We start from the raw sequence: 25,303 nt of genomic DNA on the forward strand, positions 1-25,303 counted from the left end.
AGACAACTTGTCTCACTATTCGGCGTCCTGGTGACAGGGCTCCCCGTCCCTCCCTACGATCGCCCCTATGAAGCGACAGGCGGATCTCACCAAGCGGCGGGCAGTGGACCTGTGCCGCGTGGCCGCCATGCTGTGTCGCCATGCCTGACGGGGACCGCATCCGGCTCCCCCTTCGGCCGTCTTCCGGCCGCCTCCCCGCACCACCGCTCCCCCCGCCGCGCGGCACGCCCTGACGACAGGACGCCGGCCGCGCCGCATCCGCACACGCTGGCGCATTTCCGCACCTGCCCCGGAGGAGAACAGCATGAGCCGCAGTGACGTCCTGGTGGACGCCGACTGGGTCCAGGCCCGCATCGACGCAGCCGACCCCAAGACCGTCATCGTCGAGGTCGACGAGGACACCTCCGCGTACGACAAGAACCACATCAAGACCGCGATCCGCATCGACTGGAAGTCCGACCTCCAGGACCCGGTCCGCCGCGACTTCGTCGACCAGGCCGGCTTCGAGGAGCTGCTGTCCGCGAAGGGCATCGCCAACGACGACACCGTCGTCCTCTACGGCGGCAACAACAACTGGTTCGCGGCGTACGCCTACTGGTACTTCAAGCTCTACGGCCACCAGGACGTGCGTCTCCTCGACGGCGGCCGCAAGAAGTGGGAGCTCGACTCCCGCGACCTCGTCGCCGAGGTGCCGAAGCGCGCCCGCACCACGTACACCGCCACGCCGCAGGACGCCTCGATCCGCGCCTTCCGCGACGACGTCGTGGCCGCCATCGGCTCGCTCAACCTGATCGACGTGCGCTCCCCCGACGAGTTCAGCGGCAAGCTGCTCGCCCCCGCGCACCTGCCGCAGGAGCAGTCGCAGCGCCCCGGCCACGTGCCGACCGCCCGCAACATCCCCTGGTCGAAGTCGGCCAACGACGACGGCACGTTCAAGTCCGACGGCGAGCTCAAGGAGCTCTACGAGGGCGCCGGCGTGGACCTGGGCAAGGACACCATCGCCTACTGCCGCATCGGCGAGCGCTCCGCGCACACCTGGTTCGTGCTGCACGAGCTGCTCGGCCAGCAGAACGTCCGCAACTACGACGGCTCCTGGACCGAGTACGGCTCGCTCGTCGGCGTGCCGATCGAACTCGGCGCCAACTGAGCCGACGGCAACGAAAGGAACGCACATGTGTGGAGCAAAGGCCGGCGGCCCCGACGCCTCGACCGCCAAGCCCGGTGAGACCACCATCCAGGGCTACGTGACCCGCAACGGCGAGCCCGTGGCCGGCTACGTGCGGCTGCTGGACTCGACCGGCGAGTTCACCGCCGAGGTGCCCACGTCCGCGACCGGGCAGTTCCGCTTCTACGCCGCCGAGGGCACGTGGACGCTGCGCGCGCTCGTGCCGGGCGGCAGCGCCGACCGCAAGGTCGTCGCACAGAAGGGCGCGCTGGCGGACGTCGCCATCGCCGTCTGACGCCAGGCGTCGGACAACAGAACGGCCGGAGGGCCGTACCCCGGGGTTGGACGCCTTGCTGGGGGGTACGGCCCTTCGCGCTGACCGCGTTCCGGTCGTACCGTGAAACTGTGTACGCGCGGCGACGCCATCTCTACTTCGCCATGATGGGCACCTGCATCGGCATGTTCGTCCTGGCGTGGGCCGTGGTGCGCCTGTGGTCGGTCCCGGCGGCGGTCGGCATGTGCCTGTTCGCCATGGTCATCCCGCCGGTCGCGGCCGTCGTCGCCAACCGCCGCGGGCCCGACGACCGCTGGTGGGACGATCCGTCGGGCGACCCGAAGTCGGACGAGTGGTGGGACGAGCTGGACGGCAAGCGCCGCCCCGGGTCGTGGGACCACCGGGAGCCCCGCGACCCGTAGGGCGTGTCCGGATGGATGGGTCAGTAGACGAGCGCCTGCACGCCGTCCGCCATGGCCTCGCTGACGAAGACCTGCGCACCCGCGATGCGCGCGCCCTCGATCAGGTCCTTCTCCTCGATGTCCCGGCGCGCCGCGCACTGCGTGCACACCGTGATCATCCCGCCGGCCGCCCGGATCCCCTCGATGAGGTCCGGCAGCGGCGCCGCGTGCGGCAGCTCGAACTCCGCCGCCCGTCCCGGCAGCGCGAACCACGACGACTCCCCGGTCAGCCACAGCGACACCTCGACGCCACTGGCCGCGGCAACCGCCGCCACCGTGAACGCCTGCGAGCACCGCTCGGGCGCGTCCGCGCCCGCCGTCACCTTGATCACGAGCTTCTTCGCCATACGCGCCATGCTAGATCCACCTCACAGCGCCACCCGCGGGACGGCCGACTAGACTCGTGCCCGGTCCGTACACGTAACACCCTCACCACCGACCGAGGAGCGCGCTCGTGCTTGAGGCAGTCTTCACCACCCTGCTCGTCCTGGTCGCCGTAGGCGTTCTCGCCTTCGCGGGCCTGACCTGGAAGAAGCTGTACCAGGGCCAGCGCTGACCCATTCGTTCGCACCCTCTACAGATCGCCTGAGCTCATGATCGAGATTCCGTCCGACCTTCACCCCAGCCTCGTGCCCCTGGTCTTCCTCCTCGGCAAGTGGGAGGGCGCGGGCGTCGCCGACTTCCCCGGTGCCGAGAAGTGCAACTTCGGGCAGGAAGTCGTCTTCACCCATGACGGCCGGGACTTCCTGGAGTACGTCTCGCACTCCTGGGTGCTGGACGCCGACGGCAAGCCGGTCAAGCCGCTGGAGACCGAATCCGGTTACTGGCGCGTCGACGAGAACCGCCAGGTCGAGGTCGTCATGATCCGCGACTCCGGCGTCGTCGAGGTCTGGTACGGCGAGCTGGCCGACAAGAAGCCGCAGATCGACATCGCCACGGACGCCGTCGCCCGGACGGCCGCCTCCGGCCCGTACTCCGGCGGCAAGCGCCTGTACGGCTACGTCAAGGGCGACCTGATGTGGGTCGGCGAGAAGGCGACCCCCGAGGTGCCGCTGCGGCCGTACATGTCGGCGCAGCTCAAGAAGGTCCCCCAGGACCTGGAGACGTGGGCGCGCAACCTCCCCGAGGACCTGCCGGACGGCGTCTCGTTCTTCCGCGAGGACGGCACGCCGTACCACCCCGAGCAGCCCTGAGCTGACAGCACTTTCGCGCCCCGCGGGGGAAGTCCGGTGAGAGTCCGGCGCTGACCCGCAACGGTAGGTGAAGGCCCCCTCGGGGGGCCTTCACAAGCCCGATCACCCGCGGCGGCGTACCGCTCCTGCACGACTCGCCGTGGACTGCGAGAGGGCACCGGCACGTACGCCCGACGCGTACGTGCACCCGCGCGCGCCACGGCCCGAGCCGAAGGCGTACCCCCGTGGCGACAGACTTCCCGGCCGTGAGCCGACCGGCGACGGGCCCCGCGCCCGGCGCGCCCGGACCGTCGGGGCGGTCGCCGTCGCGACGGCTTCCCCTGCCGCCCCTGCTGGCCGGCCTGTCCGTCGCCCTGCTGCTGTCGCTGCTGTGCTGCACCGCGCTCGGTGCGTCCGGGGCCGGCTGGGGCGGGGCCCTGCGCTACCTGTGGGCGGGGCTGAGCGGCGGGACGATCGGCCCGGACGAGCTCTCCGCGTACACGATCATCTGGGAGCTGCGCTTCCCGCGCGCCCTGCTGGCCGCCGTCGTCGGGGCGGGGCTGTCCGCCCTCGGGGTGGGCGCGCAGGCCATGGTGCGCAACGCGCTCGCCGATCCCTTCACCCTCGGCATCTCCTCCGGCGCCGCCGTCGGCGCGAACGCCGTGCTGCTCTTCGGGGCGTTCGGCTCGCTGGGGGTGTGGGCGCTGTCCAGCGCCGCCTTCTGCTCCGCGCTCGTCGCCATGGTGCTCGTGTACGCGGCGGCCCGCACCCCGCACGGGCTGACGCCGCTGCGGCTGGTGCTGACCGGCAGCGCCATGTACTACGGCTTCTCCGCCGTCACCACGCTCATGGTCTTCAGCGCCGACCGGGGCGAGGCCGGCCGCTCGGCGATGATGTGGCTGCTCGGCAGCCTGGGCGGCGCCACCTGGTCGTCGGTGCCGATCGCCGCCGCCGTCGTCCTGGCCGGGATCGGCTACCTGCTGTGGTCGGCCCGCAGCCTGAACGCGCTCGCCATGGGCGACGAGACCGCCGCCGCGCTGGGCGTGGACGCCGAGCGGCTGCGCAAGGGGCTGTTCCTCGTCACGGCCGCCGTGACCGGGGCCGTGGTCGCCGTCAGCGGCGCGATCGGCTTCGTGGGGCTGATGGTCCCGCACGTCACCCGCATGCTCGTCGGCGCCGACCACCGCCGGGTGCTGGCCGTGGCGCCGCTGCTGGGCGCGGTGCTGCTGCTGTGGGTGGACCTCGTCTCCCGGCTGCTGCTGGCGCCGGTGGAGCTGCCGGTCGGGGTGATCACGGCGCTCATCGGCGTGCCGTGCTTCGTGCTGCTGATGCGGCGGCGCGGCTACGTCTTCGGGGGTGCCTGATGCGGGTGGACGTCGAGGGCCTGTCGGTGGAGATCGCCGGGGCGCGGCTGGTCGAGGACATCGGCCTGCGGGCCGGCAGCGGGCAGGTCGTGGGGCTCGTGGGCCCCAACGGCAGCGGCAAGTCCACGCTGCTGCGCTGTGTCTACCGCGCCCTGCGGCCGGCCGCGGGACGGGTCCTGCTGGACGGGGACGACCTGCACGCCCTCGGTGCGCGCGAGGGGGCCCGCCGGCTGGCGGCGCTGCCCCAGGAGTCCTCCAGCGAGTTCGACTTCACCGTCGCCGAGGTCGTGGCCATGGGCCGGCTGCCGCACCGGGGTGCGGCCGGGCGGGTCACGGCGGAGGACACCGGGGTCTGTGCGGCGGCGCTGGAGCAGGTGGGCGCGGCGCACCTGGCCGGGCGGGGCTTCCTGACCCTGTCGGGGGGCGAGAAGCAGCGGGTGCTCATCGCCCGGGCGCTGGCCCAGCAGCCGCAGGTGCTGGTGCTGGACGAGCCCACGAACCACCTGGACATCGCCCAGCAGCTGGAGGTCCTCGCGCTGGTGCGCGGCTCGGGGCTGACGGTGCTCGCCGCCCTGCACGACCTCAACCTCGCCGCCACCCACTGCGACGAGCTGTACGTCATCGCGGGCGGCCGCATCGTCGCGTCCGGCCCGCCGCACGCGGTGCTGACCGCCGGTCTGCTCGCCGAGGTCTTCGGCGTCCGCGCGCACCGCGTGCCGCACCCGGCCTCCGGCGCCCCGCAACTCCTCTTCGACCGCCTGCCGTAAGGACTCCCATGCGCACCGCCCGCACCGTCACCGCCCTGCTCGCCGCGCTCACCCTCACGGGGTGCGGTGCGAAGGTTTCGGACGCCCCCGACGGCAAAGAGAGCAAGGCCGCCGGCGGCCACTACCCCGTGACCATCGAGAACTGCGGCGTGCGGACGACGTACGACAAGGCGCCGCAGCGGGTGGTGACCAACGACGTCGGCATCGCCGAGATCATGTTCGCGCTCGGCCTGGAGGACCGCATGGCCGGCTATGTGGCGCCGGACTACCGCTCCAGCCGGGACGACAAGGGCGAAGCACCGTGGAAGAGCGGCTACGGCAAGGTGAAGTGGCTGTCCAAGAAGGAGATCAACAAGGAGCTGGTGCTGGACGCGAAGGCGGACCTCGTCTTCGCGGGCTGGAACTACGGCTTCGGCGAGGGCAACGGCTTCACGCCCGAGGCCCTCAAGAAGCTCGGCGTCGGCTCGTACGTCCTCACCGAGTCCTGCCACAACGGGACCACGAGCAAGGCGCGGGGCGTCATGCCGCCGCTGGAGGCGCTCTACACCGACCTGGAGACGCTGGGGAAGGTCTTCGACGTCGAGGACCGGGCGGCGAAGCTCGTCGAGGGCTTCAAGAAGCGCGTCGCCGACGCGCAGGCGCAGGTTCCCGGGGACGGCCGGGCGCCCCGCGTCTTCCTCTACGACGACGGCAAGGACAAGCCGCTGACCGCCGGGGCCTTCGCCGGACCGCACGACATCATCACCAAGGCCGGCGGCGACCACGTGATGAAGGACCTGAAGGACTCGTGGGTGACGGTCGGCTGGGAGACCGTCGTCGACCGCGACCCCGAGGTCATCGTCATCAACAACTACGGGGAGGTCGGCGCGGAGGAGAAGAAGAAGTTCCTCATGTCCTACCCGCCGCTCGCGAACGTGTCCGCCGTCAAGAACGACCGCGTCTTCGTCCTCGACTACGTCGATCTCGTCGAGAGTCCCCGCAACCCCGCGGCGATCGCCGCCCTGGCCGCGTACCTGAAGGGGGTACGCGAGCGCTGAGCCTGCCTAGACTGGGAGCGTGGTGGACACCGACTGGCAGAGCGACCTCCGTAAGCGCGGCTACCGGCTGACCCCGCAGCGCCAGCTCGTCCTGGAGGCGGTCGACCGCCTTGAGCACGCGACGCCGGACGACATCCTGACCGAGGTCCGCAGGACCGCGGGCGGGGTGAACATCTCGACGGTCTACCGGACGCTGGAGCTGCTGGAGGAACTGGGCCTGGTCAGCCATGCCCATCTGGGGCACGGCGCCCCCACCTATCACCTCGCGGACCGGCACCACCACATACACCTGGTCTGCCGGGACTGCACGGGCGTGATCGAGGCCGACCTGTCGGTGGCGGCGGACTTCACCGCGCAGCTGCGCCGGGACTTCGGCTTCGAGACCGACATGAAGCACTTCGCGATCTTCGGCCGGTGCGCCGGGTGCTCCGCGGAGCCCGCCGCCGAGGAGTCCCCGGAGCCCTGAGCCGCAAGCCGTCCTCGAACGCGCCGGCCGGCGCCCCGTAGGCTTGTCCGCATGCTGCCTCACACGCCAAGCCCGCTGCTGTCGCTGCCCGGTGCCGTCGCCGCCGAGGGCCCGGACGAGGGCGTCGCCGCGCACTACGGCGACCCGTTCCGCGAGCAGCGCGCGCTCGCCGGCGGATCCGGTTTCGTGGACCTCTCGCACCGGGGCGTCATCGCCGTCACCGGCCCCGACCGGCTGAGCTGGCTGCACCTGCTGCTCACCCAGCACGTCAGCGAGCTGCCGCCCGGCCGGGCGACGGAGGCGCTGATCCTCTCCCCGCACGGCCACATCGAGCACGCGCTGTACCTGGTGGACGACGGCGAGACGACCTGGGCGCACGTGGAGCCCGGCACCCGGGAGGCGCTGATCGCCTACCTGGAGAGCATGAAGTTCTTCTACAAGGTCGACGTCACCGACCGCACCGGCGACATCGCGGTGACGTACCTGCCGGCGGGCTCGATCGCGGAGGTGCCCGAGGGCGTCGTGGTGCGCGAGACGGCGTACGGCCGCGACCTGTTCCTGCCGCGCGCGCAGCTGGCGGAGTTCGCCGCCGCGCACGGCCCGGCGGCGGGCGTGCTGGCCCACGAGGCCCTGCGCGTCGAGGGCCACCGGCCGCGGCTCGGCCTGGAGACCGACCACCGGACGATCCCGCACGAGCTGGGCCTGATCGGCGTCGCCGTACACCTGCAGAAGGGCTGCTACCGGGGGCAGGAGACCGTCGCGCGCGTCCACAACCTGGGGAAGCCGCCGCGCCGCCTGGTGTTCCTGCACCTGGACGGCAGCGAGGTGTCGCTGCCGGCGCACGGAGCGCCGGTGCGGCTGGCTGCGGACGGCCCGGAGGGCCGCCAGCTGGGCTTCGTCACGACCGCCGCCCGCCACCACGAGCTGGGCCCGATCGCCCTGGCCCTGGTGAAGCGGAACGTTCCCGTGGACGCCCCGCTGCTGGTCGGCGAGGCCACCGCGGCCGCCCAGGAGACCGTCGTCGAGCCGTAGCCCCGGCTCAGACCTCCAGCAGCACCGTGAACGGGCCGTCGTTGGTGAGCGAGACCTTCATGTCCGCCCCGAACCGGCCCGTCTCCACCCGCGCGCCCAGTGCCCGCAGCTGTGCGACGACCTCGTCGACGAGCGGCTCGGCCACCGGGCCGGGCGCGGCGGCGTTCCACGTGGGCCGCCGCCCCTTGCGGGCGTCACCGTAGAGGGTGAACTGGGAGATCACCAGCAGCGGCGCCCCCACGTCCGAGCACGACTTCTCGTCCTGCAGCACCCGCAGCGACCAGAGCTTGCGGGCCAGCTGCGCCGCCTTCGCGTCCGTGTCGTCATGTGTCGCTCCGACCAGCACGCACAGGCCCTCGCCGACGATCTCGCCGACGACCCGACCGTCCACGGCGACGCTCGCACCGTTCACCCTCTGCACCACTGCACGCATACGGACCATGATGCCCTGCGGTCCTTCAGGGCCGTTCGGGTGGAGAGACCCTGCGCCCGGGGCGCACCGAATGGCACGATGCGTGCAGGCGGTGCCCGATGCGGGCATGGGCAAGGTGATCCGGCCGCACACCGCCCGAGGGGACGGAACCGCATGACCACACCCACCGAGGACGGCAGTAAGCTCGCGGCGGCGGACCGGACGGCCGTGAAGCTCCGCGCAGGCGGAGGTGAACCGTTGCACGCCAGACCCCCGACCCAGCGCTCAGGGCGGCTGGCTGACGTCCCCGGCCGCGCCACGAACGAGCTGAGCCTCCCGGAGCTGCGGGCGATGCGCCGCGAGGCCCGGCGCGACGAGGCCGACCTCAGCTATGTGCGCCGGCTCCTGCAGGGCCGCATCGACATCCTCCGGGCCGAGCTGGCGCGCCGGGCGGCGCCGGAGGCCCCGGCGGTGGAGCGGCTGCTGGTCGACCGGCTGACGGAGATCCTCTCCGACGGGCCCTCCACGCACCGCTCCTCCGCCCGCCACGTGACGCTGGGGACCCCGCACGGCGAGGAGTACCGGCGGCTGGCGGAGGACATGCTCTCGGAGGTCGGGCTGTCGGACCTGGGGGCGCGCACGGACCGCGAGCTGCGCGAGGGCATGGGGCGCCTGGAGGCGTACGAGCGGCAGGTCTCCGTCCGGCGACAGGGGCTGCAGCGCACGGCCGACGATTGCAGTGCGGAGATGGCCCGAAGGTACCGTGAAGGGGAAGCACAAGTAGACGACCTCCTCACGTGAGCGCCCGCCGGGCGCCGTAGGCGGGTCTCGCACCACCCCCCTCCGGAAGGCCGACGATGACCTCCTCGACCCCTGCATCGCCTGCATCGCCCGCGAACGGCACTCCGTCCGACGGCGCCGGCATACCCCCGGTCCTCGCGGAGGTCGTGCGTTCGGGCTTCGTCGAGGGCCGGCACCGCGGCTCGCTGGTGATCCTGGCGGCCGACGGCACCGTCGACTTCGCGCTCGGCGACCCGGCGGCCCCGGTCTACCCGCGCTCCGCCAACAAGCCGATGCAGGCGGCCGCCATGCTGCGGGCCGGGCTGGAGCTCTCCGGCGAGCGGCTGGCCCTGGCTTCCGCGAGCCACTCCGGTGAAACGTTCCACCTCGACCTCGTGCGGAAGATGCTCGCCGACTTCGGCATCCCCGAGGACGGTCTGCAGACCCCGCCCGACCTGCCGCTCGACCCCGTCGAGGCCGAGGCGTACCTGGCGTCCGGCCAGGTCCGCGACCGGGTGACCATGAACTGCTCGGGCAAGCACGCCGCCATGATCGCCGTCTGCGTGGCCAACGGCTGGTCCGTGGACGACTACCTCGACCCCGCCCACCCGCTGCAGCGGCTCGTGCTGCGGACCGTGGAGGAGGCGAGCGGCGAGTCCGTGGTCCACGTCGGTACGGACGGCTGCGGCGCGCCCCTGATGGCGCTGTCCCTGACCGGCCTGGCCCGGGCCTTCCGCAGCTTCGTGCTGGCCGCGCCGGGCACGCCCGAGCGCCGGGTGGCCGACGCGATGCGGGCCCACCCCGAGTACGTCGCCGGCACGCGCCGCCCCGACACCTGGATCATGCGCGAGGTACCGGGGGCGCTGTCGAAGATGGGCGCCGAGGCCGTCCAGGCGCTGGCCCTGCCGGACGGCCGCGCCCTCGCCTTCAAGATCAACGACGGTGCCCTGCGGGCCCTGGGCCCCGTGCTGGCGCGCGCCCTGGAGATCATGGGCGTCGAGTCCCCGGTCATCGCCCGCATCGCCGACGAGCCGCTGCTGGGCGGCGGCCGGCGGGTCGGCGAGATACGCGTCGCGTTCTAGCCGGCACGTCCGGTCACCGCCCCGGGTGGGGCGCGTGCGGCGTGTGCCGGGCCCGTGACGTACGTGCGCGCCCCGCGCGCACCGGACGCTGACGTGCGTCAGAAATGGCATGCGTCCGCGGGGGCCACGCCCCTAGCGTGCTGACATGAGCCTCGACGTGCGCACGATCGATGAAGGCGACCTCCCCGACTGGATCCGCGCGATGCGCGTCGGCTTCCTGCAGCCTCCCGTGGTGACGAAGGAGGAGATAGAGATCCGCCGCGCGGGCACGGACCTCGCGCGGGCGCAGGGGGCCTTCGACGCGGAGCAGTGCGTGGGCACGTTCCGCAGCTTCGCCCAGCAGCTCACCGTGCCCGGCGGGTCGCCGGTCGCGGTGAGTGCCGTCTCCAACGTCACCGTCTCGCCCACGCACCGCCGCCGCGGACTGCTGAGCCGCATGATGGAGCGCGAGCTGCACGCGGCGAAGGAGCGCGGCGACGCCGCCGTGACGCTCGTCGCCTCCGAGTGGCTCATCTACGGCCGGTTCGGCTTCGGCCCCGCCGCCTGGGTCACCGACTGGGAGGTGGAGGTGGCCCGCGCCGGCCTGGACAGGCGCTACGCGGGCCCCGGGGACGGCGGCCGCGTGGACTTCACGGACGGCGCGACCGTACGGCGGCTCGGGCCCGCCCTGCACGAGCGGCTGCGCGCCGTGCGGCACGGCGTCGTGGACCGCAGCGAGCGCTGGTGGCGGCTGGCCACGGGCGACATCCCGCTCCCGCCCGGCTTCCCGCCCTGGACCGAGCCCCACTACGTGCTGTACCGCTCCCCCGGCGGCGCTGTGGACGGCCTGCTGACCTACACCGTCGACGAGCTCTGGGACGGCGCGCGGCCGAAGAACACCGCCGTCGTGCGCGGCTTCCTCGCGATGACGCCCGAGGCCGAACGGGCCCTGTGGTACTTCCTGTTGTCGGTCGACTGGATCACCAGGGCCGAAACCGGCCACCTGCCGCCCGACGACCTCCTGCCCTTGCTGCTGCCCGACCCGCGCGCGGCCAAGGTCTCGCTGCAGGCCGACTTCCTGTGGCTGCGGCCGCTGGACGTGCCGGCCCTGCTGGCGGCCCGCACGTACGCCTGCCCCGGCTCGCTCGTCCTCGACGTCTCCGACCCGGCGGGCCCGGCCGGCGGGCGCTTCCTGCTGGAGGCCGGCCCCGGGGGCGCGAGCTGCACGCCCACGAGGCAGCCGGCCGAACTCTCCCTGGGCGTCGCCGAACTGGCCTCCCTCTGCCTGGGCGACGAGTCCCCCGTGCGGCTCGCCGCCCTCGGCCGGCTCGACGAGGAGCGGGCCGGCGCGGCGCAGCGGGCCGAGCTCATGCTGCGCACGGCACGCCGGCCGTGGTGCCTCGACAAGTTCTGAGCACCCCCGTGCCCCAGACCCTCGTACGCGGCTGAAAAAAATCAGGGCTTGACCTCAAGCTAGGTTGAGGTAAGAGGCTTCTTCTCAACAGCCCCCGGGGCCCACCGCCCCGGGACGCTGAAGCCCAGTGCCGTCACGCCCGTTGAGAAGAGACCTGCCGCCATGTCGAACAGCCCGTACCGCCTCGCCGTCGTCGTCGCCTCCACCCGCGAGGGCCGCTTCGGCCCCACCATCGCCAACTGGCTCGCCGAACAGACCTCGCGCCGCGACGACATGGTGGTCGACGTCATCGACCTCGCCGACCACCCGCTGCCGCTGCACCTCAGCCGCGAGCCGGGCCCCGAGGACGCCGCCGCCCTCGCCGCCGTCACCCCCCGGCTGGCCGAGGCGGACGCCTTCATCGTCGTCACCCCCGAGTACAACCACAGTTACCCGGCGGCCCTGAAGAACCTCATCGACTGGCACTACACCCAGTGGCAGGCCAAGCCGGTGGCTTTCGTCTCCTACGGCGGGCTCTCCGGCGGCCTGCGGGCGGTCGAGCACCTGCGGCCGGTCTTCGCCGAACTGCACGCCGTCACCATCCGGGAGACCGTCAGCTTCCACAGCCCCTGGGGCAAGCTGGACGAGACCGGCCGCCACCTCGACGAGGAGGCGGGCACCTCCGCGGCCGGTGCCGCGAAGGCGCTGCTCGACCAGCTCAGCTGGTGGGCCGTGGCCCTGCGCGAGGCGCGCGGCACCCGCCCGTACGGCAAGTAGCCCCCGTCCCGCTCGCCGTACGACGGGCAGGCCCGGCCTACTCCGCCGGTGCGGCCACGTGCTGCGCGAGGCCGCCGTCGACGGGGAGCTTCACACCGGTGGTGAACGTGGCGTCGGCCGCGAGGAAGAGCGCCGCGCGGGCCACCTCGTCGCTGGTGCCGTGCCGCTTCATCGGAGTTCTGGCGTCACCGATCGCCCGGAAGTACGCCTGCTCCTCGGGGGTGAAGCCGGCGACGCCCATCGTCGGGGTGTCGATGAAGCCGGGGCTGACCGCGTTGACGCGGATGCCCTGCCCGACCAGCTCGGACGCCAGTACTTGCGCGAACGACCACAGGGCCGCCTTCGTCCCCGAGTAGACCGCCATCCCGGGGTGGCCCGTCTCGTCCGCGACGGAGGTCGTGAAGACGATGGAACCGCCCTCGCGGAGCAGCGGCAGCATCCGCTGCACCGTGAAGAAGGCGCCCTTGGTGTTGACGGAGAACTGGGCGTCGTAGGACTCCTCGGTGACCTCCGCCACCGGACCCAGCTCCGAGACGCCGGCGTTGATGAAGAGGTAGTCGACGTGGCCGAGCGTCTCCTCCACGGTGGCGCCGAGGGCGGCGATGTCCGTCAGGCTGGCGGTGTCGGAGCGCACCACGTGGGCGGCGGCGCCCAGTTCGTTCTGCGCGTCCTGCAGGTTCTTCTCGTTGCGGCCCGTCAGCAGCACCTCGGCGCCGCCCTCGACGAGGCGCTTGGCGATGGCGAGGCCCATGCCGATGGTGCCGCCGGTGATCACGGCCTTCTTGTTCGCGTATTTCGTCATGCCCCGCACTCTGCCGAGCGGCGCTGACGGTTCACTTCCGGTCGGCTGACGGTCCGTTGCGGGCGGCCTGACGGTGCGCTGTCGGTGGCCTGGGTTACGGTCGTGCCATGCGGTTCGGGGTGCTCGGTCCACTGACGGTGTGGGACGAGGCGGGGGATCCGGTCAGGGTGCGCGAGGCGAAGGTCCGGGCGCTGCTGGCCCTGCTCCTGGTGCGCGAAGGACGGCCGGTGCCCGCGGGCCGGCTCCTCGACGAGCTGTGGGGCGAGGCGCTGCCCGGCCGCCCCGCCAACGCCCTGCAGTCCAAGGTCTCCCAGCTGCGCCGCGTCCTCGGCCGCGACCGCGTCCTGCACCAGCCGTCCGGCTACCGCCTGCGCCTGTCCGCCGGCGAGAGCGACGCCGACCGCTTCCAGGCCCTGCTGGCGCGGGCGCGCGCCACCGCCGGCCCCCGGGAGCGGGCCGGGCTGCTGGCCGAGGCGCTCGGGCTGTGGCGCGGCCCGGCGTACGCCGACTTCACCGACGGGGAGGCCGGGCGGGATGCCGTGCGCGCGGCCGCGCTGCGCCTGGAGGAGCTGCGGCTGGCCGCGCTGGAGGAGCAGGCCGAGGCACGCCTGGAGCTGGGCGAGCACGGCCGCCTGGCCGGTGAGCTCACCGCGCTCGTGGCCCGCTACCCGCTGCGCGAGCGACTGCGCGCCGTCCAGCTGCGCGCCCTGTACCGGGCGGGCCGGCAGAGCGAGGCCCTCGCCTCGTACGCCGAGCTGCGCGAGCGGCTCGCGGAGGAGCTGGGCCTGGACCCGGGCCCCGAGCTGGCCGCGCTCCACCAGGCGATCCTCACCCAGGCCCCGCAGCTGGCGGCCGGCTCCCCCGCCGCCGCCCCGCGCACGAACCTGCCCGCGCCGCTGACCGAACTCGTCGGCAGGGAACGGGCCGTGGCCGAGGTCGGGGCGCTGCTGCGGGCGGGCCGGCTGGTGACGCTGACCGGCCCCGGCGGGGTCGGCAAGACCGTCCTGGCGGGCGAGGCGGCGGCCCGCAGCACGGACGCGTGGCCCGACGGGGTGTGGCTGGTGGAGCTGGCCGGCCGGCACGGCGACGCCGACGCGCTCGCCGAGGTGATCGCCGGCGTGCTGGGCGTGCGCGACGACGGCGCGCCGGGCACGGCCCCCGTGCCCGCCGGCGAGCGGCTCGCGGCGGCGCTGCGCGACCGCACGGCCCTGCTGGTGCTGGACAACTGCGAGCACGTCGTCGAGGCGGCCGCCGTCCTCACGGACCGGCTGCTGCGGGCCGCGCCCGGCCTGCACGTCCTGGCCACGAGCCAGGAGCCGCTCGGGCTGCCCGCGGAGGCGGTGCACGCGGTCGGCCCGCTGCCGCCCCGGGACGCGGTGCTGCTGTTCGCGGCCCGGGCGGCGGCCGCGGCGCCCGGTTTCGTCCTGGACGGCAGCACCCGGGAGGCCGCCGAGGTGATCTGCCGGCGGCTCGACGGGCTGCCGCTGGCCCTGGAGCTGGCGGCCACCCGTGTACGGGCGCTGGGCGTGCGGGAGCTGGCGGCGCGGCTGGACGACCGCTTCCGCGTCCTGGCCGGCGGCCGCCGGGGCGTCCCGGCGCGCCAGCAGACGCTGCGGGCGGTCATCGACTGGAGCTGGGAGCTGCTGTCGGCCCCGGAGCGCATCGTGCTGCGCCGCCTGGCCGCGCACACCGACGGCTGCACGCTGCGCGCGGCGGAGGCCGTCTGCGCGGGCGAGGGCGTGGCCGGCGCGGACGTGCTCGACCTGCTGGCCCGCCTGGTCGACCGTTCCCTGGTCGTCATGGCGGACGGCCCGCAGGGCCCCCGGTACCGCCTGCTGGAGTCGGTCGCCGCCTATGCGACGGAGCGGCTGCACGAGATGGAGGACGCCGCCCGCGTCCGCCGGCGGCACCTGCGCCACTACACGGAGCTGGCCGAGGGGGCGCGCCCGCGGCTGTACGGACCGGGCCAGAGCGAGGCGTTGCGGGAGCTCGACGCGGAGAGCGGCAATCTGCGGGCCGCGCTCGACACGGCGGTGCGCGACGGCGCGGCGGAGGAGGCGCTGCGGCTGGTGGCGGCGCTGTCCTGGTACTGGCTGCTGCGCGGCCGGCTGGGCGAGGGCCGCCGCAGCGCGCGGGCCGCGCTGGAGGTCGCCGGCGACGGGGCGGCGACCGGTGAAGTCCGCGCGCTGCACGACGGTTTCGCGCTGCTGACCGGCCACCGTGCCACGCCCGTGGAGTATCCGGAGGCCGCGGATCCGGCCGTCCGGGCCAGGACGCGCTGGTTCCGGGCCTACGCCCTGTTCAACACCGGCGATGTGGCGGCCAGCGAAGAGCTCACCGGGCGCGCCCTGGCCGGCTTCCGGGCGCACGGCGACCGGTGGGGCGTCGCGGCGGCCCTCGCCCTGCGGGCGACCCACGAGATGATCCGTGGCGACCTGACCGCCCTGGAGCGGGACGGCGAGCGGAGCGCGGCGCTCTTCCGCGACCTGGGCGACCGCTGGGGAGAGCTGCAGAGCGTCGGGCCGCTCGCCACGCTCGCCGAGATCGGCGGCGACTACGCCCGCGCCGAGCGGCTGCTGCGCGACGCGCTGGTGATCGCGGAGGAGCTGCGGCTGGCGACGGAGGTCTGCACCGTCCTCTCCCGTCTGGGCCGCGTCGCCCTGCTGACCGGCGACGGCCCGCGCGCCCGCGAGCTGCACGAACGGGCCCGGCGCGGCGCCGCCGAGCAGGGCTTCACGTTCGGGGAGATCCACGCGGAGCTGGGCCAGGCCCTGGCCGCCCGCCGCGAGGGCGACCTCGCCGCCGCCGAGGCCCTGCTGCTGCGCATCCGCGACTGGTACGCCGAGGTCTCCTCGGAGTGCGGCAACCCGCTGGTCCTGGCCGAGCTGGGCTTCGTCGCCGAGCTGCGCGGCGACGCAGCGACCGCCCACGCCTGGCACGAGCAGGCCCTCCGGGCGGCCGGCGTGCTGGGCGACCCACGGGCGGTGGCGCTGCCCGTGGAGGGCCTCGCAGGGGCCGCGGCCCTGTCCGGGGACCCCGGCCGGGCAGCCTTCCTGCTGGGCGCCGCGGCGGCGGCCCGCGCCACGGCGGGCGCGCCGCTGCCGCCGGCCGAGCGCGGCGACGTCGACCGGATCACCGCGGCGGCGCGGGCGGCACTGGGCGCGGCGGCGTTCAGGAAGGCGTTCGCGCAGGGTGCGGCGCAGGGGCCCGGAGGGCTCGCAGAACGCTCCACGCCACGAACTCCGCCGCGTACTCCAGCACTTCCGGCCCCCGCCGGGGGACGGTGAGGGCGAAGGCGCGGCTGCCGGCCGCCGTCCGGACGGCGCAGCGCAGGTCCCAGGTGCCGGCGTGCTGCTGCGCCGCGTCCGGGCCGGGCTCCTCGGCCCAGGCGTCGACCTCGACGGGGGTGCCGGCCCCGGTGGGGGCGGGCGCTACGAGCCGGCCGAGGCGCTCGGCGAGCAGGCCCTCGGTGAGCCGGTCGTCGAGGGTCAGGGCCGCGTCCTCGGCGGCGAGGGCGAGCTCCTCGAAGGCGGTGCGCCCGGCACGGCTGACGACATGGCCGTCGAGGATGCCGTCGATGTGCGCTTCGAGCGCGGGGTGGGCGCCGGGCGGGCAGGACAGGCCGATGTCGACGAAGGGGTAGTGCCAGCGGTACGAGGGCGTCACGCCGGTGCCGCTGCCGGCCACGGCCTCGTCGACGGCGGCGGCCACGTCACCCTCGATGAGGCCGAGGGTGCGCCAGCGGGCGCGGTCGGTGGGCCGGGCGGCGGCCGCGAAGCGGTCCAGGGCGTCGGTGAGCATCGGCCGGCATTCCTTGGGCGGGCCGGGCAGCAGGACGACGCGGGTGTCGCCGGCGGTCAGCAGGGCGCCCCAGGCGGTGCCGTTGGCGTTGGGCAGCAGTTCGCTGCCCACGGGGAAGAGGGCCTGGCGGCGGTTGCTCTCGTGCACGGCGAGGCCGAAGCGGGTGAGCCGCTCGACGACGGCGTCCCACGCCTCGGCGCGGTGTTCGAGCTCGCGGCCGAGGGCGTCGGCGAGGCCGAAGCGGGTGACGTCGTCGGAGGTGGGGCCCAGCCCGCCGATGACGACGACGGCGTCGGCGTGGAGCAGGGAGCGGACGGCGGCGGAGACGGCGCCGAGCGAGTCCCCGACCGTGCGGTGCTCGGCCACGCGGTAGCCGCGGCCCCGCAGGGCGATGCTCGCGGCGGCGCTGTTGGTGTCGGCCACCTCTCCGGACAGCAGTTCGTCGCCGACGGTGAGGACGGCGGCCGTGGGTTCCGGCACCGGTGCCGGAACGATCTCTTCGATGCTCATGCGACGGCTTCCTGGTGGAACGGTGGGGGCGGACGGGGGAGTTGACGTGCGGCGGCGCGGGCCGCGTGCGGGCGGCCGGCGCCGCTGCCGGTGCGTCAGGACGCCTGGGGCGGCGTCCAGTCGGCGACGAGTGCGAGCAGCCCGGGGAAGCGGGCGTCGAGGTCGTCGACGCGGACGTGGCTGCGTCGTTCGAGCCCGTACTGGCGCTGCCGGGTGACGCCGGCCTCGCGCAGGGCCTTGAAGTGGTGAGTGAGCGAGGACTTGGGCCGGTCCAGTCCGAACCAGCCGCACGGGTGGTCGAACCGCTCGGATTCCAGGAGGAGTTTGCGGACGATGCCCATGCGCAGCGGGTCGCTCAGCGCACCCATCACCGCCTCCAGGCGGATGTCCTCCACCGCCGGCTCCGGCAGGGGTTCGGGCAGGTCGTCGGGTACGGGAAGGACCTTGATGGTCGCCCGGGTAGCGGCTGTCGGTGCCATTGGCGCCCCCTTATAACGCAATTCCTATGTACGAGTTCAATCGTACTACATGCTATGTTCGACTCAACTCGTAATGGAGCTCGCCCAAGGAGACCCCCGTGACGTTCACCCGCCCTGCGCCCGCTGTTGCGGAGCCTGGTACGGACAAGACCGACGAGCAAGCCGCGACCCGCCGGGCCGGCGCCCGCACGGCGGCACCCGCACCGACGGAGGCCGCCGCCCCCGCGCTCGCTCCGCGGTGGTGGATCTGGCTGGCGGCCTGGCCGGTGACGGCGGTGTTCATCCTCTCCAACGCGGCGACCCCGCTGTACGGGCTCTGGCAGCGCGACATCGGCTTCTCCAAGGGCACGCTGACCGTCGTCTTCGCCTTCTACATCGTCGGGCTGATCGGTTCGCTGCTGGTGTCGGGCGTGGTCTCGGACCGGGTCGGCCGCAAGCCCGTCCTGATACCGGCGCTGGTGCTCGCGGCGCTGGCCTGCGGCATCTTCGCCACGGCCACCTCGGTGGCCGCCCTGATCGTGGCCCGGCTGTTCACCGGCATCGCCGTCGGCGCCGTGGTCTCCGCAGGCATGGCCGCGGTGACGGACGTCGCCGGGCCCGACCGCAAGCGGCTCGGCGCGCTGCTGGCCTCCTGCGCGATGGTCCTCGGCGCGGGCCTGGGCCCGCTGCTGGCCGGCGTGCTCTCCGAGACGCTGCCCGCCCCGACCGTCACCGTCTTCCTCGTCGAACTCGCCCTGCTGGCCCTGGCGTTCGTGACCGTCCTGCGCATGCCGGTGCGTCGTCCCGCCGTCGTCGGCAAGGGTGCCTGGATCCGGCTGTCCAAGGTCCCGCAGGGCAACGGCGGCCAGCTCCTGCTCGGCGTGGCGGTCTTCGCCCCCGGCATCACCTCGACGTCGTTCGTGCTCTCGCTCGGCCCGTCCCTGCTCTCCGGCCTGCTGGGCACGACCAGCCGCATCGTGGCCGGCGCGATGGCCTTCGTGATGTTCCTCGCCGCCACGGGCGTGCAGTTCGCGGTCAAGCAGCTCGCGGTGCGGACGATCCTGCTCGGCGGTGCGGCCAGCATCGTGGTGAGCATGGCCGCCCTGATGGCCGCCGTGCACACCTCCTCGGTCGCCTTCCTGGTCGTCGCCGCCGTCCTGGCGGGCGCCGGACAGGGCATGGGCCAGCTCGGCGGGCTCTCCCTGCTGAACTCCTCCGTCCCCGGCGCCCGCCTCGCCGAGGCCAACGCGGCGCTGAACGTGGGCGGTTACCTCCCCGCCGGTGCGCTGCCCGTCTCGGCCGGCTACCTCAGCGACGCGATCGGCCTGACCAGCGGCGCCACCACCTTCGCGGTGGTCCTGATCGGCCTCGCGGTCGCCGGCGGCCTCGTCGTCCTCACCGGCCGGCGCCGGACGGCCGGGGCCGCGTAAGGAAGCACCAGCCCCACGAGCTCCCACGAGAAGAGGGAACCCCCGCCCTCTGCAGCGCACCGCGACCCCCGACGCGGTGCGCTGTCGCGTTGTGGGTGGGAGGACGCGCCCTCGCCCGGCATGCCCTCTTGACGGCGCCGCCCGCCGAGGACCAGGGTCGTGCAACCAAGCGCAACTGGCTCGGCGACGAAGGCAGTCATGGCACTACGGTTCATCGGCATCGACCCCGACACGGACCAGGAGCACTGCCCGGCGGTGTGGGTCGACGCCGAAGCGAAACCGGAAGCTCATCTGATCGTGCAAGGGTGGCTGGCCGACGAAGCGACACAGGCCGAGTGCTCCGAGAACAGCCCCAAGCCCGACACGGAAGCCGTCATCCGCATTCCGGCACGGATGGTGCCACTGATCAGGGAGGCATGCGATGCCGCAGAACGAGCTTCCCAGCTTCGCTGAGCTACTGGCATCCGCACAGAGAAGCGCTGTCCACTTGGAGCTGCGGGACGCGTACGGCGACAACCCGCGCTTCGCCGCCTGGCGAGAGGGCCACCGCACGGACTGGGACGACCGGGCGTCGTGGTGGCAGGGCTTCCATGAGCACATCGCCCAGGCCGTGCGTCGCGGGGTGGCCGTGCGCCGTGCCCGCGTCATCAGTGAACCGGTGTCGGAGTACATCCAGTGGGAGCACTACGTCACACGCAGCAACGTGGAGGCAGGCGAAGAGGTTCGCTGGCTGCCGAGACGGCTGGCGACGGACCTCCTGCTCCCGCCCAACGATTTCTGGGTGTTCGATGAGCGGCTGACACGCATCCATCACTTCGCCGGTGACGGCTCCCATGTCGTCGACGAGCTCAGCTCGGACCCGGAACTCACCAAGCAGCTCTCTTCGGCGTTCGAGTCGGTGTGGGAGCGCGCCACTCCGCACGTCGCCTACGAAGTCTGAGCCATCGGCATCACGAGAACCATGCCCACCTCGCCGTCGTCCAGCGTCCAGAGAGCCCGTGAGACCATCGCGGCCCGCTTGCGGGAGATGCGGCTGGACGCTGGACTGACCGTGGAGTCCCTGGCGGACCGGTGCGGGTGGCACAAGTCGAAGTCGTCGCGCATCGAGAACACGAAGACGCTGCCTTCCGTTGCCGACATCCGTGCATGGTGCGCCGCGTGTGGAGTCGACGACCAGGCCGCCGACCTCATCGCCGCGTCCCGCAGCGCCGACTCGATGTATGTGGAGTGGCGCAGGCTCCACCGGACCGGCCTGCGCCGGAGCCAGGAAAGCCGTGTACCCCTGTACGAGCGGACACGACTCTTCCGGATCTACTGCGCGAACGTCATCCCGGGCCTTCTACAGACGGAGGCGTACGCGACGGCCCTGCTGTCCGCGATCACCGCGTTCCGGGGAACCCCCGACGACGTCACCGAAGCCGTGGCAGCGCGCCTTGCCCGCTCCCGCGTCGTCGAGGAAGGCAATCACCGATTCGGTCTGCTCGTTGAAGAGGAAGTACTACGACACCGCATGGGGAACGCCGCGACGATGCGAGGACAGCTTGAGTACCTCCTCACGATCATGTCATTGCCACGCGTGTCCTTCGGCGTCATCCCCTTCACGGCCGATCGTCACATGTGGCCGGTGGAGACATTTTCGATCTTCGATGAAGACCGGGTGACCGTGGAGCTGGTGTCCGCCGCGATCACGGTCACCGCCCCCGGCGAGATCGACCTGTACTCGCGAGCCTACGCCGAACTGCAACAACTGGCCGTATACGGGCCGAACGCACGGGCACTGATCAGGGAGGCCATTCGCGCCCTGCGGTGAAGCGCTGCAACAGACTGCAACTTCATGGCTCCCAGCCGGTCCGCATCTCTAGCGTCTGGTCATGACGAAGGACACCGGAGCCTCCCGGTCCCGCCTCAGCGGCGAGGAGGGCTGCATGACGTGCCCATGGCTCAGGGAGCGGATGCGGCAGGCGAGGGAGACGCTCGACCGCACCAAGGTCGCCAGCGCCATGGCCGAGGCACGCGAACACCTCGCAGAGGCCCACTGGAAGGCCGTTGCTCATGACTGAGATGTCGACCTACAAGGCCGCGAGGAAGCGAGCCGATGACACCGCCCGGCTCTTGCGCGAGGCGCTCAAGAGCCTTGGGGTTCGAGAGGCGGACGTTCGGGATATCCGGGGAACAGTAACTGCCTCCGGATATTCCCGCGTGGTGGTGGGAGCGCTCTCCCTGCAGGCTGCCGACAAGCTGGCTGACTCGTTGATCGAGGGGCAGTTGCGAGAGCGCAAGGCGCGGCAAAGAGCAGGCTGGTCCAGTGTCCGAGATGGGTTGGGCCCCCGGACGGGGCGAGGTACCCGCGCGGTGATCCACGGCGAGAACCTGGCAAGGACCTGCGGCGCGATCACGGGTTCGTCCACGTCGGCCGCACCGAGGACGGGCAAGCCGTGATCATACGCAAAAAGGACCGCTGGACCGTCGTCCCCCTGCGGTTGCTCACGCAGGAAGCCGTGGACACGATCAAGGCTCAGGCCGGCATCGGCCCGGTCTGAGCGGGCAACCGCCTAGCCCGGCTCCTCGCCCGGAAGGCCGGTGGAGAAGGTGGGACGGCCCTGCACCGGGCCGGTCGGCCGGAGGGCGTGGGCTGCGACGGTCACGGCGCGTTCGACGATGGTGTAGGCGAGACCGACGTCCATGCCGTCGGCCCCCAGCCCGGCCACGGGGACACGGACCTCCACCACGTCGCCGCGCGAGGTGCGCCCCACGGCGACTTCCGTGGTCCGGTGGCCGTCGGTCTCCACCCGGAGCAGCTCGACCGGTTCGGCGAGATACGCGTACCAGGCGTCGCTTCGCCGGCCGAGTTCGTCGAGCAGCCAGCCGTGGCCGGCGAGCGGTGAGGACGTGGAGTCGGCCGGCTCGTCGTCGGCGAGCCGGGCGGGGCCGACCGCGGCGATCGACTGCAGGAGCGCGTCGCGGCCGGCCTCGGGGTCGGGCATGAGGGTGGTGGCGGGGACGCCGGGCCATCGCACGGCCACCCGCGCACGGCCGGAGGTGAGGTCGACGCTCCGGACGCACAGGCCGAGTCCGGCACTCCCGCGCTGCACGGCACCCAGATCGACGAGCAACGGCGCCCACCATTCGGCCGCGGGCAGTGTGCGGGACGGCCGGACAGGCTGTCGGCTCATCGGGGTCACCCTCCTGGCGCGGGGTGGATCAGATGTTGATGGCGTTCTTGACCCAGTCGGGACAACGCCCCTGAACGCCCTCGCAGTAGGCGGTGATGACGCCCTTGGGCAGTTGCGGGATTTTGATGCTGAAGTCTACTCCCGCACGGACGGGCTGGACCTTGTCGACGCGGCATGTCCTGAAGATCCACCAGCCGCTGCACTTCACGTGCAGCACGTCGGTGAAGTAGTTCCAGGTGTCCGGATATCCGGCGAACTTCTGCTTCCCCGCGGCTCCCGGCCGCGGGTACTGCGTGGTGGCCCGGACGGCCTTCATGGTGAGGTTGTGCTTCTGTTCTATCTTGGCGAGCCCGAAGCCCTTGTCCCGGCGGGGGTCGTAGTACCCCCGTCGCATATAGACGGTCCAGCCGTCACGTTCCTTCCACTGCCCCACCAGGTCGTCGGGCCCGCTGAGCGCCGCGCTCTCCTCCCCGGCGGTACTGGGCGCCTTCCCGGCGCCGAGCTGCTTCACCGCGGAATCCGGGATCCCGTGCCGACCGAGGTCGGCCAGCGAGAACGAGGAATTCCGCGGAATTCCGGACCCGTTGTCGAAGAGGGAGAACTCCACGTCTCCGGACGGGCCCCGGGCGGAGGGCGCTGCTGCCATTGCGGACGCCGGTGCCGCTGCGAACAGCCCGGCCGCGAGGCCGAGGGCCGCCGAGGCGACGGCGTACCGGGATGCATTCACCTTACGCATGGTCCCCCTTGAGGTGACTGCCGTGTCCTTCCGTTGCCGGATCCTCACGATGCGATCCGGCCACCAGCAAGCTAGGGAGACCATGCGCGACGCGTCGACCCCTGCGGGGGCGAATCGGCCAGCCTCGATCGCTGTCGTCAGCAATCACCATTTGCAACAGGGGAGTTGCGTGCCGCACAGCTCACGCGCCGGGGGTCGCGGACCGGGGGGTGGTTCCATTTTCAGCAGGCCGGGGCCCGCAATGTGACCGAAACGTTTTGGCCACGCTCAGGCAGTGGCCGCCTCCAGGGCGAGCCAAGGCTTCCGCACGCCGCACCGGATCGGGGTCCACGGGACCCGGTGGGCCGCCAACCGGGCGCTCGCGACGTCCAGTCAAAGAACTGGGAAAGAACCAATACCCACCCAACCGCGCATGCGTCACCCCATCAGGTGACACTCATGGCGGATGCGGAGAACGGCGCGGTACGGTCGCGCCGACAACCCCAGACAGACGACGGCCCCCGGCCGGGACTGGCATCCCGATCGAGGGCCTGATCATCCAGGAAGCAGCAACCTTCCCAATGACTGAAGCGCAGTCTAGCGCGCACGCGTCCGCGCGCACGGAACCTCCGCGAGCCGGAGTGATCCACATCCGGCACCGGCACGACGCCCACTTCACCGTCGTCGGCAATCACCTCGCCCAGCACCCCGATCTCTCCCTCGTCGCGATCGGCATCGGCGTCCACATCCAGTCGCTGCCCGACGGGGCGTGCGTCGGCATCAAGGATCTGACCCGCCGCTTCCGTGAAGGCGAGCTCGTCATCGGCCGCGCCCTCAAGGAGCTGGAGGATGCCGGTTATCTGGAGCGCCGACGCGTCCGCAGCGGCGACGGACGGGTCTCCACGCGGACGCGCTGGTTCGAGCGTCCCGGCGCCCCGCCCCCGCCGGTCGACCTCGTGAAGCGGCGCCCCGCGCCCGTACGCGCGCCCGAGCCGCCCGCACGGGCGCCGAAGCGTGAACGGACCATCGTGCGCCCGCCGTCACCTGTGGAGCCACCATCGGCGAAGCCGTCACCGGCGGGCGGGCCGGTCGACCGGCCCGCCGCCGAGCTGCTCGCCGGGCTGCGGCGCAGGGACCCGAGGCTGCTGCTCTCCGAGGCGGACGTGCGGCGTCTCGCCCCCGCCGTCCGTACGTGGCTCGACCGGGACGTGGGGCCCGCGCAGGTCACCAGGACACTGACCGCCGATCTGCCCGTCGACCCCATCGTCTGGCCCGCCCGTCTGCTCGCCCACCGGCTGTCCACGTGGCTGCCACCCGCCCTGCCGACACGGCCGGTCGGACATCGTCCGTCCGCCGCCCCCGAGAGCCCTGGACGTCCACTGCCGTTCCAGACCTGCGACGGCTGCGAACGGGCCTTCCGGGCCCCCCGGCCCGGCCTGTGCCGCGACTGCCGCGACGGACCACCGGCGGCCGGCACAGCCGCCTGACCCCAGGGGAGTCCGCGATCAACGCGCCCGGCACGCGCCCGCCGAGCCACCGAGCCGCCGGGTGGCGACGCGGCACCCGCCCGCGGCGCGCTGTCCCACGTACGGGCAGGCTCTACGCACGGACGGCGAGGAACAGCAGGTCGCTGAGCTCCCGCCAGCGCTCGGCGATGTCCGCGCGGTGCTCCAGCACGTCGGAGATGTGCTGCATGCCGAAGAACCCGGCGACGAGCGACCGGGCCGCGGCCTCGGGCACCACGCCGGGCCGCAGTAGCCCGTCCGCGGCCGCGGCCGTCAGCAGCTCGGTGAGCAGCTGCGTCCAGTCGACGTACGGGGTGGGCACCTCGGCGTCGATCTCCGGGCGTTCGATCTGCAGCCGGGCGCCCGCCTGGACGATGACGTCGTCGCGGAAGGCGAGGGCCGCCCGGCTGAGCATCTCCTCGGCGGTCTCCAGCGGGCCGAGGCCCTCCGCCCGGATCTCCTCCAGCAGGACGGGCCAGCGGGCGTAGAGGTGCTCGACGACGGCGACCGCCAGCACCTCCTTGGAGGGGTAGTGGAAGTACACCGCCCCCTTGGTCATGCCCACCCGGTCGGCGACGTCCTTGACCGAGGTCCGCCGGAAGCCCTGCGCCGCGAAGAGCTCCGCGGCGGCCCGCAGGACGAGGGCCTTGGTCCGGATCGAGCGGTCCTGCTTGGGGGCGGGCCCCCGGGTGACGGCGATGGGTTTCGCCGAGAACGCGGACGTCGGTGGTGCCTCGTTCGCCATCTG

29 protein-coding genes are annotated in these 25,303 nt (G+C 72.9%); 21 read left to right on the forward strand and 8 right to left on the reverse strand.

The window, feature by feature from the left end; genetic code table 11:
- Positions 1-67: 67 nt before the first annotated feature.
- The 4 genes from IE182_RS32880 (at position 68) to IE182_RS27845 (ending at position 1,861) form a co-directional block, all read left to right on the forward strand.
- The gene (locus tag IE182_RS32880; protein WP_359364022.1) at positions 68-148 is read left to right on the forward strand and encodes a putative leader peptide; all 81 of its coding nucleotides are present in this window, start codon (positions 68-70) and stop codon (positions 146-148) included.
- Between the two features lie 156 nt (positions 149-304).
- Complete coding sequence (locus tag IE182_RS27835; protein ID WP_190112724.1) at positions 305-1,147, forward strand: sulfurtransferase; 843 nt, start codon at positions 305-307, stop codon at positions 1,145-1,147.
- Positions 1,148-1,172: 25 nt separating this feature from the next.
- The gene (locus IE182_RS27840; RefSeq protein WP_190112725.1) at positions 1,173-1,460 is read left to right on the forward strand and encodes a DUF1416 domain-containing protein; all 288 of its coding nucleotides are present in this window, start codon (positions 1,173-1,175) and stop codon (positions 1,458-1,460) included.
- Positions 1,461-1,540: 80 nt separating this feature from the next.
- Positions 1,541-1,861 carry a DUF3099 domain-containing protein gene (locus IE182_RS27845; protein ID WP_190112764.1) on the forward strand — a complete coding sequence of 107 codons (321 nt, stop codon included), beginning with the start codon at positions 1,541-1,543 and terminating at the stop codon, positions 1,859-1,861.
- A gap of 20 nt (positions 1,862-1,881) precedes the next feature.
- Here the strand turns inward: IE182_RS27845 and IE182_RS27850 are convergent, their stop codons facing one another.
- Positions 1,882-2,247 (reverse strand): DsrE family protein, encoded by a 366-nt coding sequence (locus tag IE182_RS27850; RefSeq protein ID WP_190112726.1) that lies wholly within the window; start codon positions 2,245-2,247, stop codon positions 1,882-1,884.
- 246 nt (positions 2,248-2,493) lie between these two features.
- Between IE182_RS27850 and IE182_RS27855 the strand changes: the two genes are divergently transcribed.
- The 6 genes from IE182_RS27855 (at position 2,494) to ygfZ (ending at position 7,738) form a co-directional block, all read left to right on the forward strand.
- Positions 2,494-3,093, forward strand: a complete 600-nt coding sequence (locus IE182_RS27855; protein WP_190112727.1) for a heme-binding beta-barrel domain-containing protein — start codon at positions 2,494-2,496, stop codon at positions 3,091-3,093.
- 245 nt (positions 3,094-3,338) lie between these two features.
- Entirely contained in the window at positions 3,339-4,436 is a 1,098-nt protein-coding gene (locus IE182_RS27860; RefSeq protein WP_190112765.1) for a FecCD family ABC transporter permease, read from the forward strand.
- Entirely contained in the window at positions 4,436-5,203 is a 768-nt protein-coding gene (locus IE182_RS27865; RefSeq protein WP_190112728.1) for an ABC transporter ATP-binding protein, read from the forward strand. The genes IE182_RS27860 and IE182_RS27865 overlap by 1 nt, the downstream gene beginning before the upstream one ends.
- An 8-nt stretch (positions 5,204-5,211) precedes the next feature.
- The gene (locus IE182_RS27870; RefSeq protein WP_190112729.1) at positions 5,212-6,240 is read left to right on the forward strand and encodes an ABC transporter substrate-binding protein; all 1,029 of its coding nucleotides are present in this window, start codon (positions 5,212-5,214) and stop codon (positions 6,238-6,240) included.
- A 19-nt stretch (positions 6,241-6,259) separates the two neighbouring features.
- Positions 6,260-6,706 (forward strand): Fur family transcriptional regulator, encoded by a 447-nt coding sequence (locus tag IE182_RS27875; protein WP_190112730.1) that lies wholly within the window; start codon positions 6,260-6,262, stop codon positions 6,704-6,706.
- Positions 6,707-6,757: 51 nt separating this feature from the next.
- Positions 6,758-7,738: a CAF17-like 4Fe-4S cluster assembly/insertion protein YgfZ gene (ygfZ, locus tag IE182_RS27880; protein WP_190112731.1), complete on the forward strand. Its 981-nt coding sequence runs from the start codon at positions 6,758-6,760 to the stop codon at positions 7,736-7,738.
- A 7-nt stretch (positions 7,739-7,745) separates the two neighbouring features.
- Here ygfZ and dtd read toward each other — a convergent pair whose 3' ends face one another.
- Entirely contained in the window at positions 7,746-8,171 is a 426-nt protein-coding gene (gene dtd / locus IE182_RS27885) for a D-aminoacyl-tRNA deacylase (RefSeq protein WP_190112732.1), read from the reverse strand.
- A gap of 153 nt (positions 8,172-8,324) precedes the next feature.
- Here dtd and IE182_RS27890 point away from each other — a divergent pair, with 153 nt between their 5' ends.
- The 4 genes from IE182_RS27890 to IE182_RS27905 all read left to right on the forward strand — a co-directional run bounded on the left by IE182_RS27890 (position 8,325) and on the right by IE182_RS27905 (position 12,161).
- Entirely contained in the window at positions 8,325-8,951 is a 627-nt protein-coding gene (locus IE182_RS27890) for an RsiG family protein (protein ID WP_229845176.1), read from the forward strand.
- Positions 8,952-9,007: 56 nt separating this feature from the next.
- Complete coding sequence (locus IE182_RS27895; protein WP_190112733.1) at positions 9,008-10,012, forward strand: asparaginase; 1,005 nt, start codon at positions 9,008-9,010, stop codon at positions 10,010-10,012.
- A gap of 145 nt (positions 10,013-10,157) precedes the next feature.
- Complete coding sequence (locus IE182_RS27900; protein WP_190112734.1) at positions 10,158-11,405, forward strand: GNAT family N-acetyltransferase; 1,248 nt, start codon at positions 10,158-10,160, stop codon at positions 11,403-11,405.
- Positions 11,406-11,567: 162 nt separating this feature from the next.
- On the forward strand, positions 11,568-12,161 hold the full coding sequence (locus tag IE182_RS27905; RefSeq protein ID WP_190112735.1) for an NADPH-dependent FMN reductase: 594 nt from the start codon (positions 11,568-11,570) through the stop codon (positions 12,159-12,161).
- Between the two features lie 37 nt (positions 12,162-12,198).
- Here the strand turns inward: IE182_RS27905 and IE182_RS27910 are convergent, their stop codons facing one another.
- A complete protein-coding gene (locus IE182_RS27910) occupies positions 12,199-12,963 on the reverse strand; it encodes an SDR family oxidoreductase (RefSeq protein ID WP_190112736.1) in 765 nt (254 codons plus the stop codon).
- Positions 12,964-13,070: 107 nt separating this feature from the next.
- On the opposite strand from IE182_RS27910, the gene IE182_RS27915 reads away from it, so the two are divergent.
- Positions 13,071-16,250 (forward strand): ATP-binding protein, encoded by a 3,180-nt coding sequence (locus tag IE182_RS27915; protein ID WP_190112737.1) that lies wholly within the window; start codon positions 13,071-13,073, stop codon positions 16,248-16,250.
- Here IE182_RS27915 and IE182_RS27920 read toward each other — a convergent pair.
- Both IE182_RS27920 and IE182_RS27925 read right to left on the reverse strand, forming a co-directional pair.
- Positions 16,135-17,274 carry a competence/damage-inducible protein A gene (locus IE182_RS27920; protein WP_190112738.1) on the reverse strand — a complete coding sequence of 380 codons (1,140 nt, stop codon included), beginning with the start codon at positions 17,272-17,274 and terminating at the stop codon, positions 16,135-16,137. The genes IE182_RS27915 and IE182_RS27920 overlap by 116 nt on opposite strands.
- Positions 17,275-17,369: 95 nt before the next feature.
- Positions 17,370-17,753, reverse strand: a complete 384-nt coding sequence (locus IE182_RS27925) for an ArsR/SmtB family transcription factor (protein ID WP_190112739.1) — start codon at positions 17,751-17,753, stop codon at positions 17,370-17,372.
- 245 nt (positions 17,754-17,998) lie between these two features.
- Here IE182_RS27925 and IE182_RS27930 point away from each other — a divergent pair, with 245 nt between their 5' ends.
- The 5 genes from IE182_RS27930 (at position 17,999) to IE182_RS27950 (ending at position 21,222) form a co-directional block, all read left to right on the forward strand.
- Complete coding sequence (locus IE182_RS27930) at positions 17,999-19,162, forward strand: MFS transporter (protein WP_229845179.1); 1,164 nt, start codon at positions 17,999-18,001, stop codon at positions 19,160-19,162.
- 198 nt (positions 19,163-19,360) lie between these two features.
- A complete protein-coding gene (locus IE182_RS27935; protein WP_190112740.1) occupies positions 19,361-19,615 on the forward strand; it encodes a hypothetical protein in 255 nt (84 codons plus the stop codon).
- Positions 19,584-20,102 carry a DUF6879 family protein gene (locus tag IE182_RS27940; RefSeq protein WP_190112741.1) on the forward strand — a complete coding sequence of 173 codons (519 nt, stop codon included), beginning with the start codon at positions 19,584-19,586 and terminating at the stop codon, positions 20,100-20,102. The genes IE182_RS27935 and IE182_RS27940 overlap by 32 nt, the downstream gene beginning before the upstream one ends.
- Before the next feature lie 21 nt (positions 20,103-20,123).
- A complete protein-coding gene (locus IE182_RS27945; RefSeq protein WP_190112742.1) occupies positions 20,124-20,972 on the forward strand; it encodes a helix-turn-helix domain-containing protein in 849 nt (282 codons plus the stop codon).
- Between the two features lie 61 nt (positions 20,973-21,033).
- On the forward strand, positions 21,034-21,222 hold the full coding sequence (locus IE182_RS27950; RefSeq protein ID WP_190112743.1) for a hypothetical protein: 189 nt from the start codon (positions 21,034-21,036) through the stop codon (positions 21,220-21,222).
- 492 nt (positions 21,223-21,714) lie between these two features.
- Here the strand turns inward: IE182_RS27950 and IE182_RS27960 are convergent, their stop codons facing one another.
- Together IE182_RS27960 and IE182_RS27965 are read right to left on the reverse strand one after the other, a co-directional pair.
- The gene (locus IE182_RS27960; RefSeq protein WP_190112744.1) at positions 21,715-22,335 is read right to left on the reverse strand and encodes a hypothetical protein; all 621 of its coding nucleotides are present in this window, start codon (positions 22,333-22,335) and stop codon (positions 21,715-21,717) included.
- Positions 22,336-22,363: 28 nt separating this feature from the next.
- Positions 22,364-23,062, reverse strand: coding sequence for a hypothetical protein (locus IE182_RS27965; protein ID WP_190112745.1), 699 nt, complete (start codon positions 23,060-23,062; stop codon positions 22,364-22,366).
- A gap of 629 nt (positions 23,063-23,691) precedes the next feature.
- Here IE182_RS27965 and IE182_RS27970 point away from each other — a divergent pair.
- The gene (locus IE182_RS27970) at positions 23,692-24,537 is read left to right on the forward strand and encodes a helix-turn-helix domain-containing protein (protein ID WP_229845177.1); all 846 of its coding nucleotides are present in this window, start codon (positions 23,692-23,694) and stop codon (positions 24,535-24,537) included.
- Positions 24,538-24,649: 112 nt separating this feature from the next.
- Here the strand turns inward: IE182_RS27970 and IE182_RS27975 are convergent, their stop codons facing one another.
- A complete protein-coding gene (locus IE182_RS27975) occupies positions 24,650-25,300 on the reverse strand; it encodes a ScbR family autoregulator-binding transcription factor (RefSeq protein ID WP_190112747.1) in 651 nt (216 codons plus the stop codon).
- Positions 25,301-25,303 lie beyond the last annotated feature (3 nt).

The organism is Streptomyces cinnamoneus, assembly GCF_014650495.1.
Lineage (GTDB): Bacteria > Actinomycetota > Actinomycetes > Streptomycetales > Streptomycetaceae > Streptomyces > Streptomyces cinnamoneus.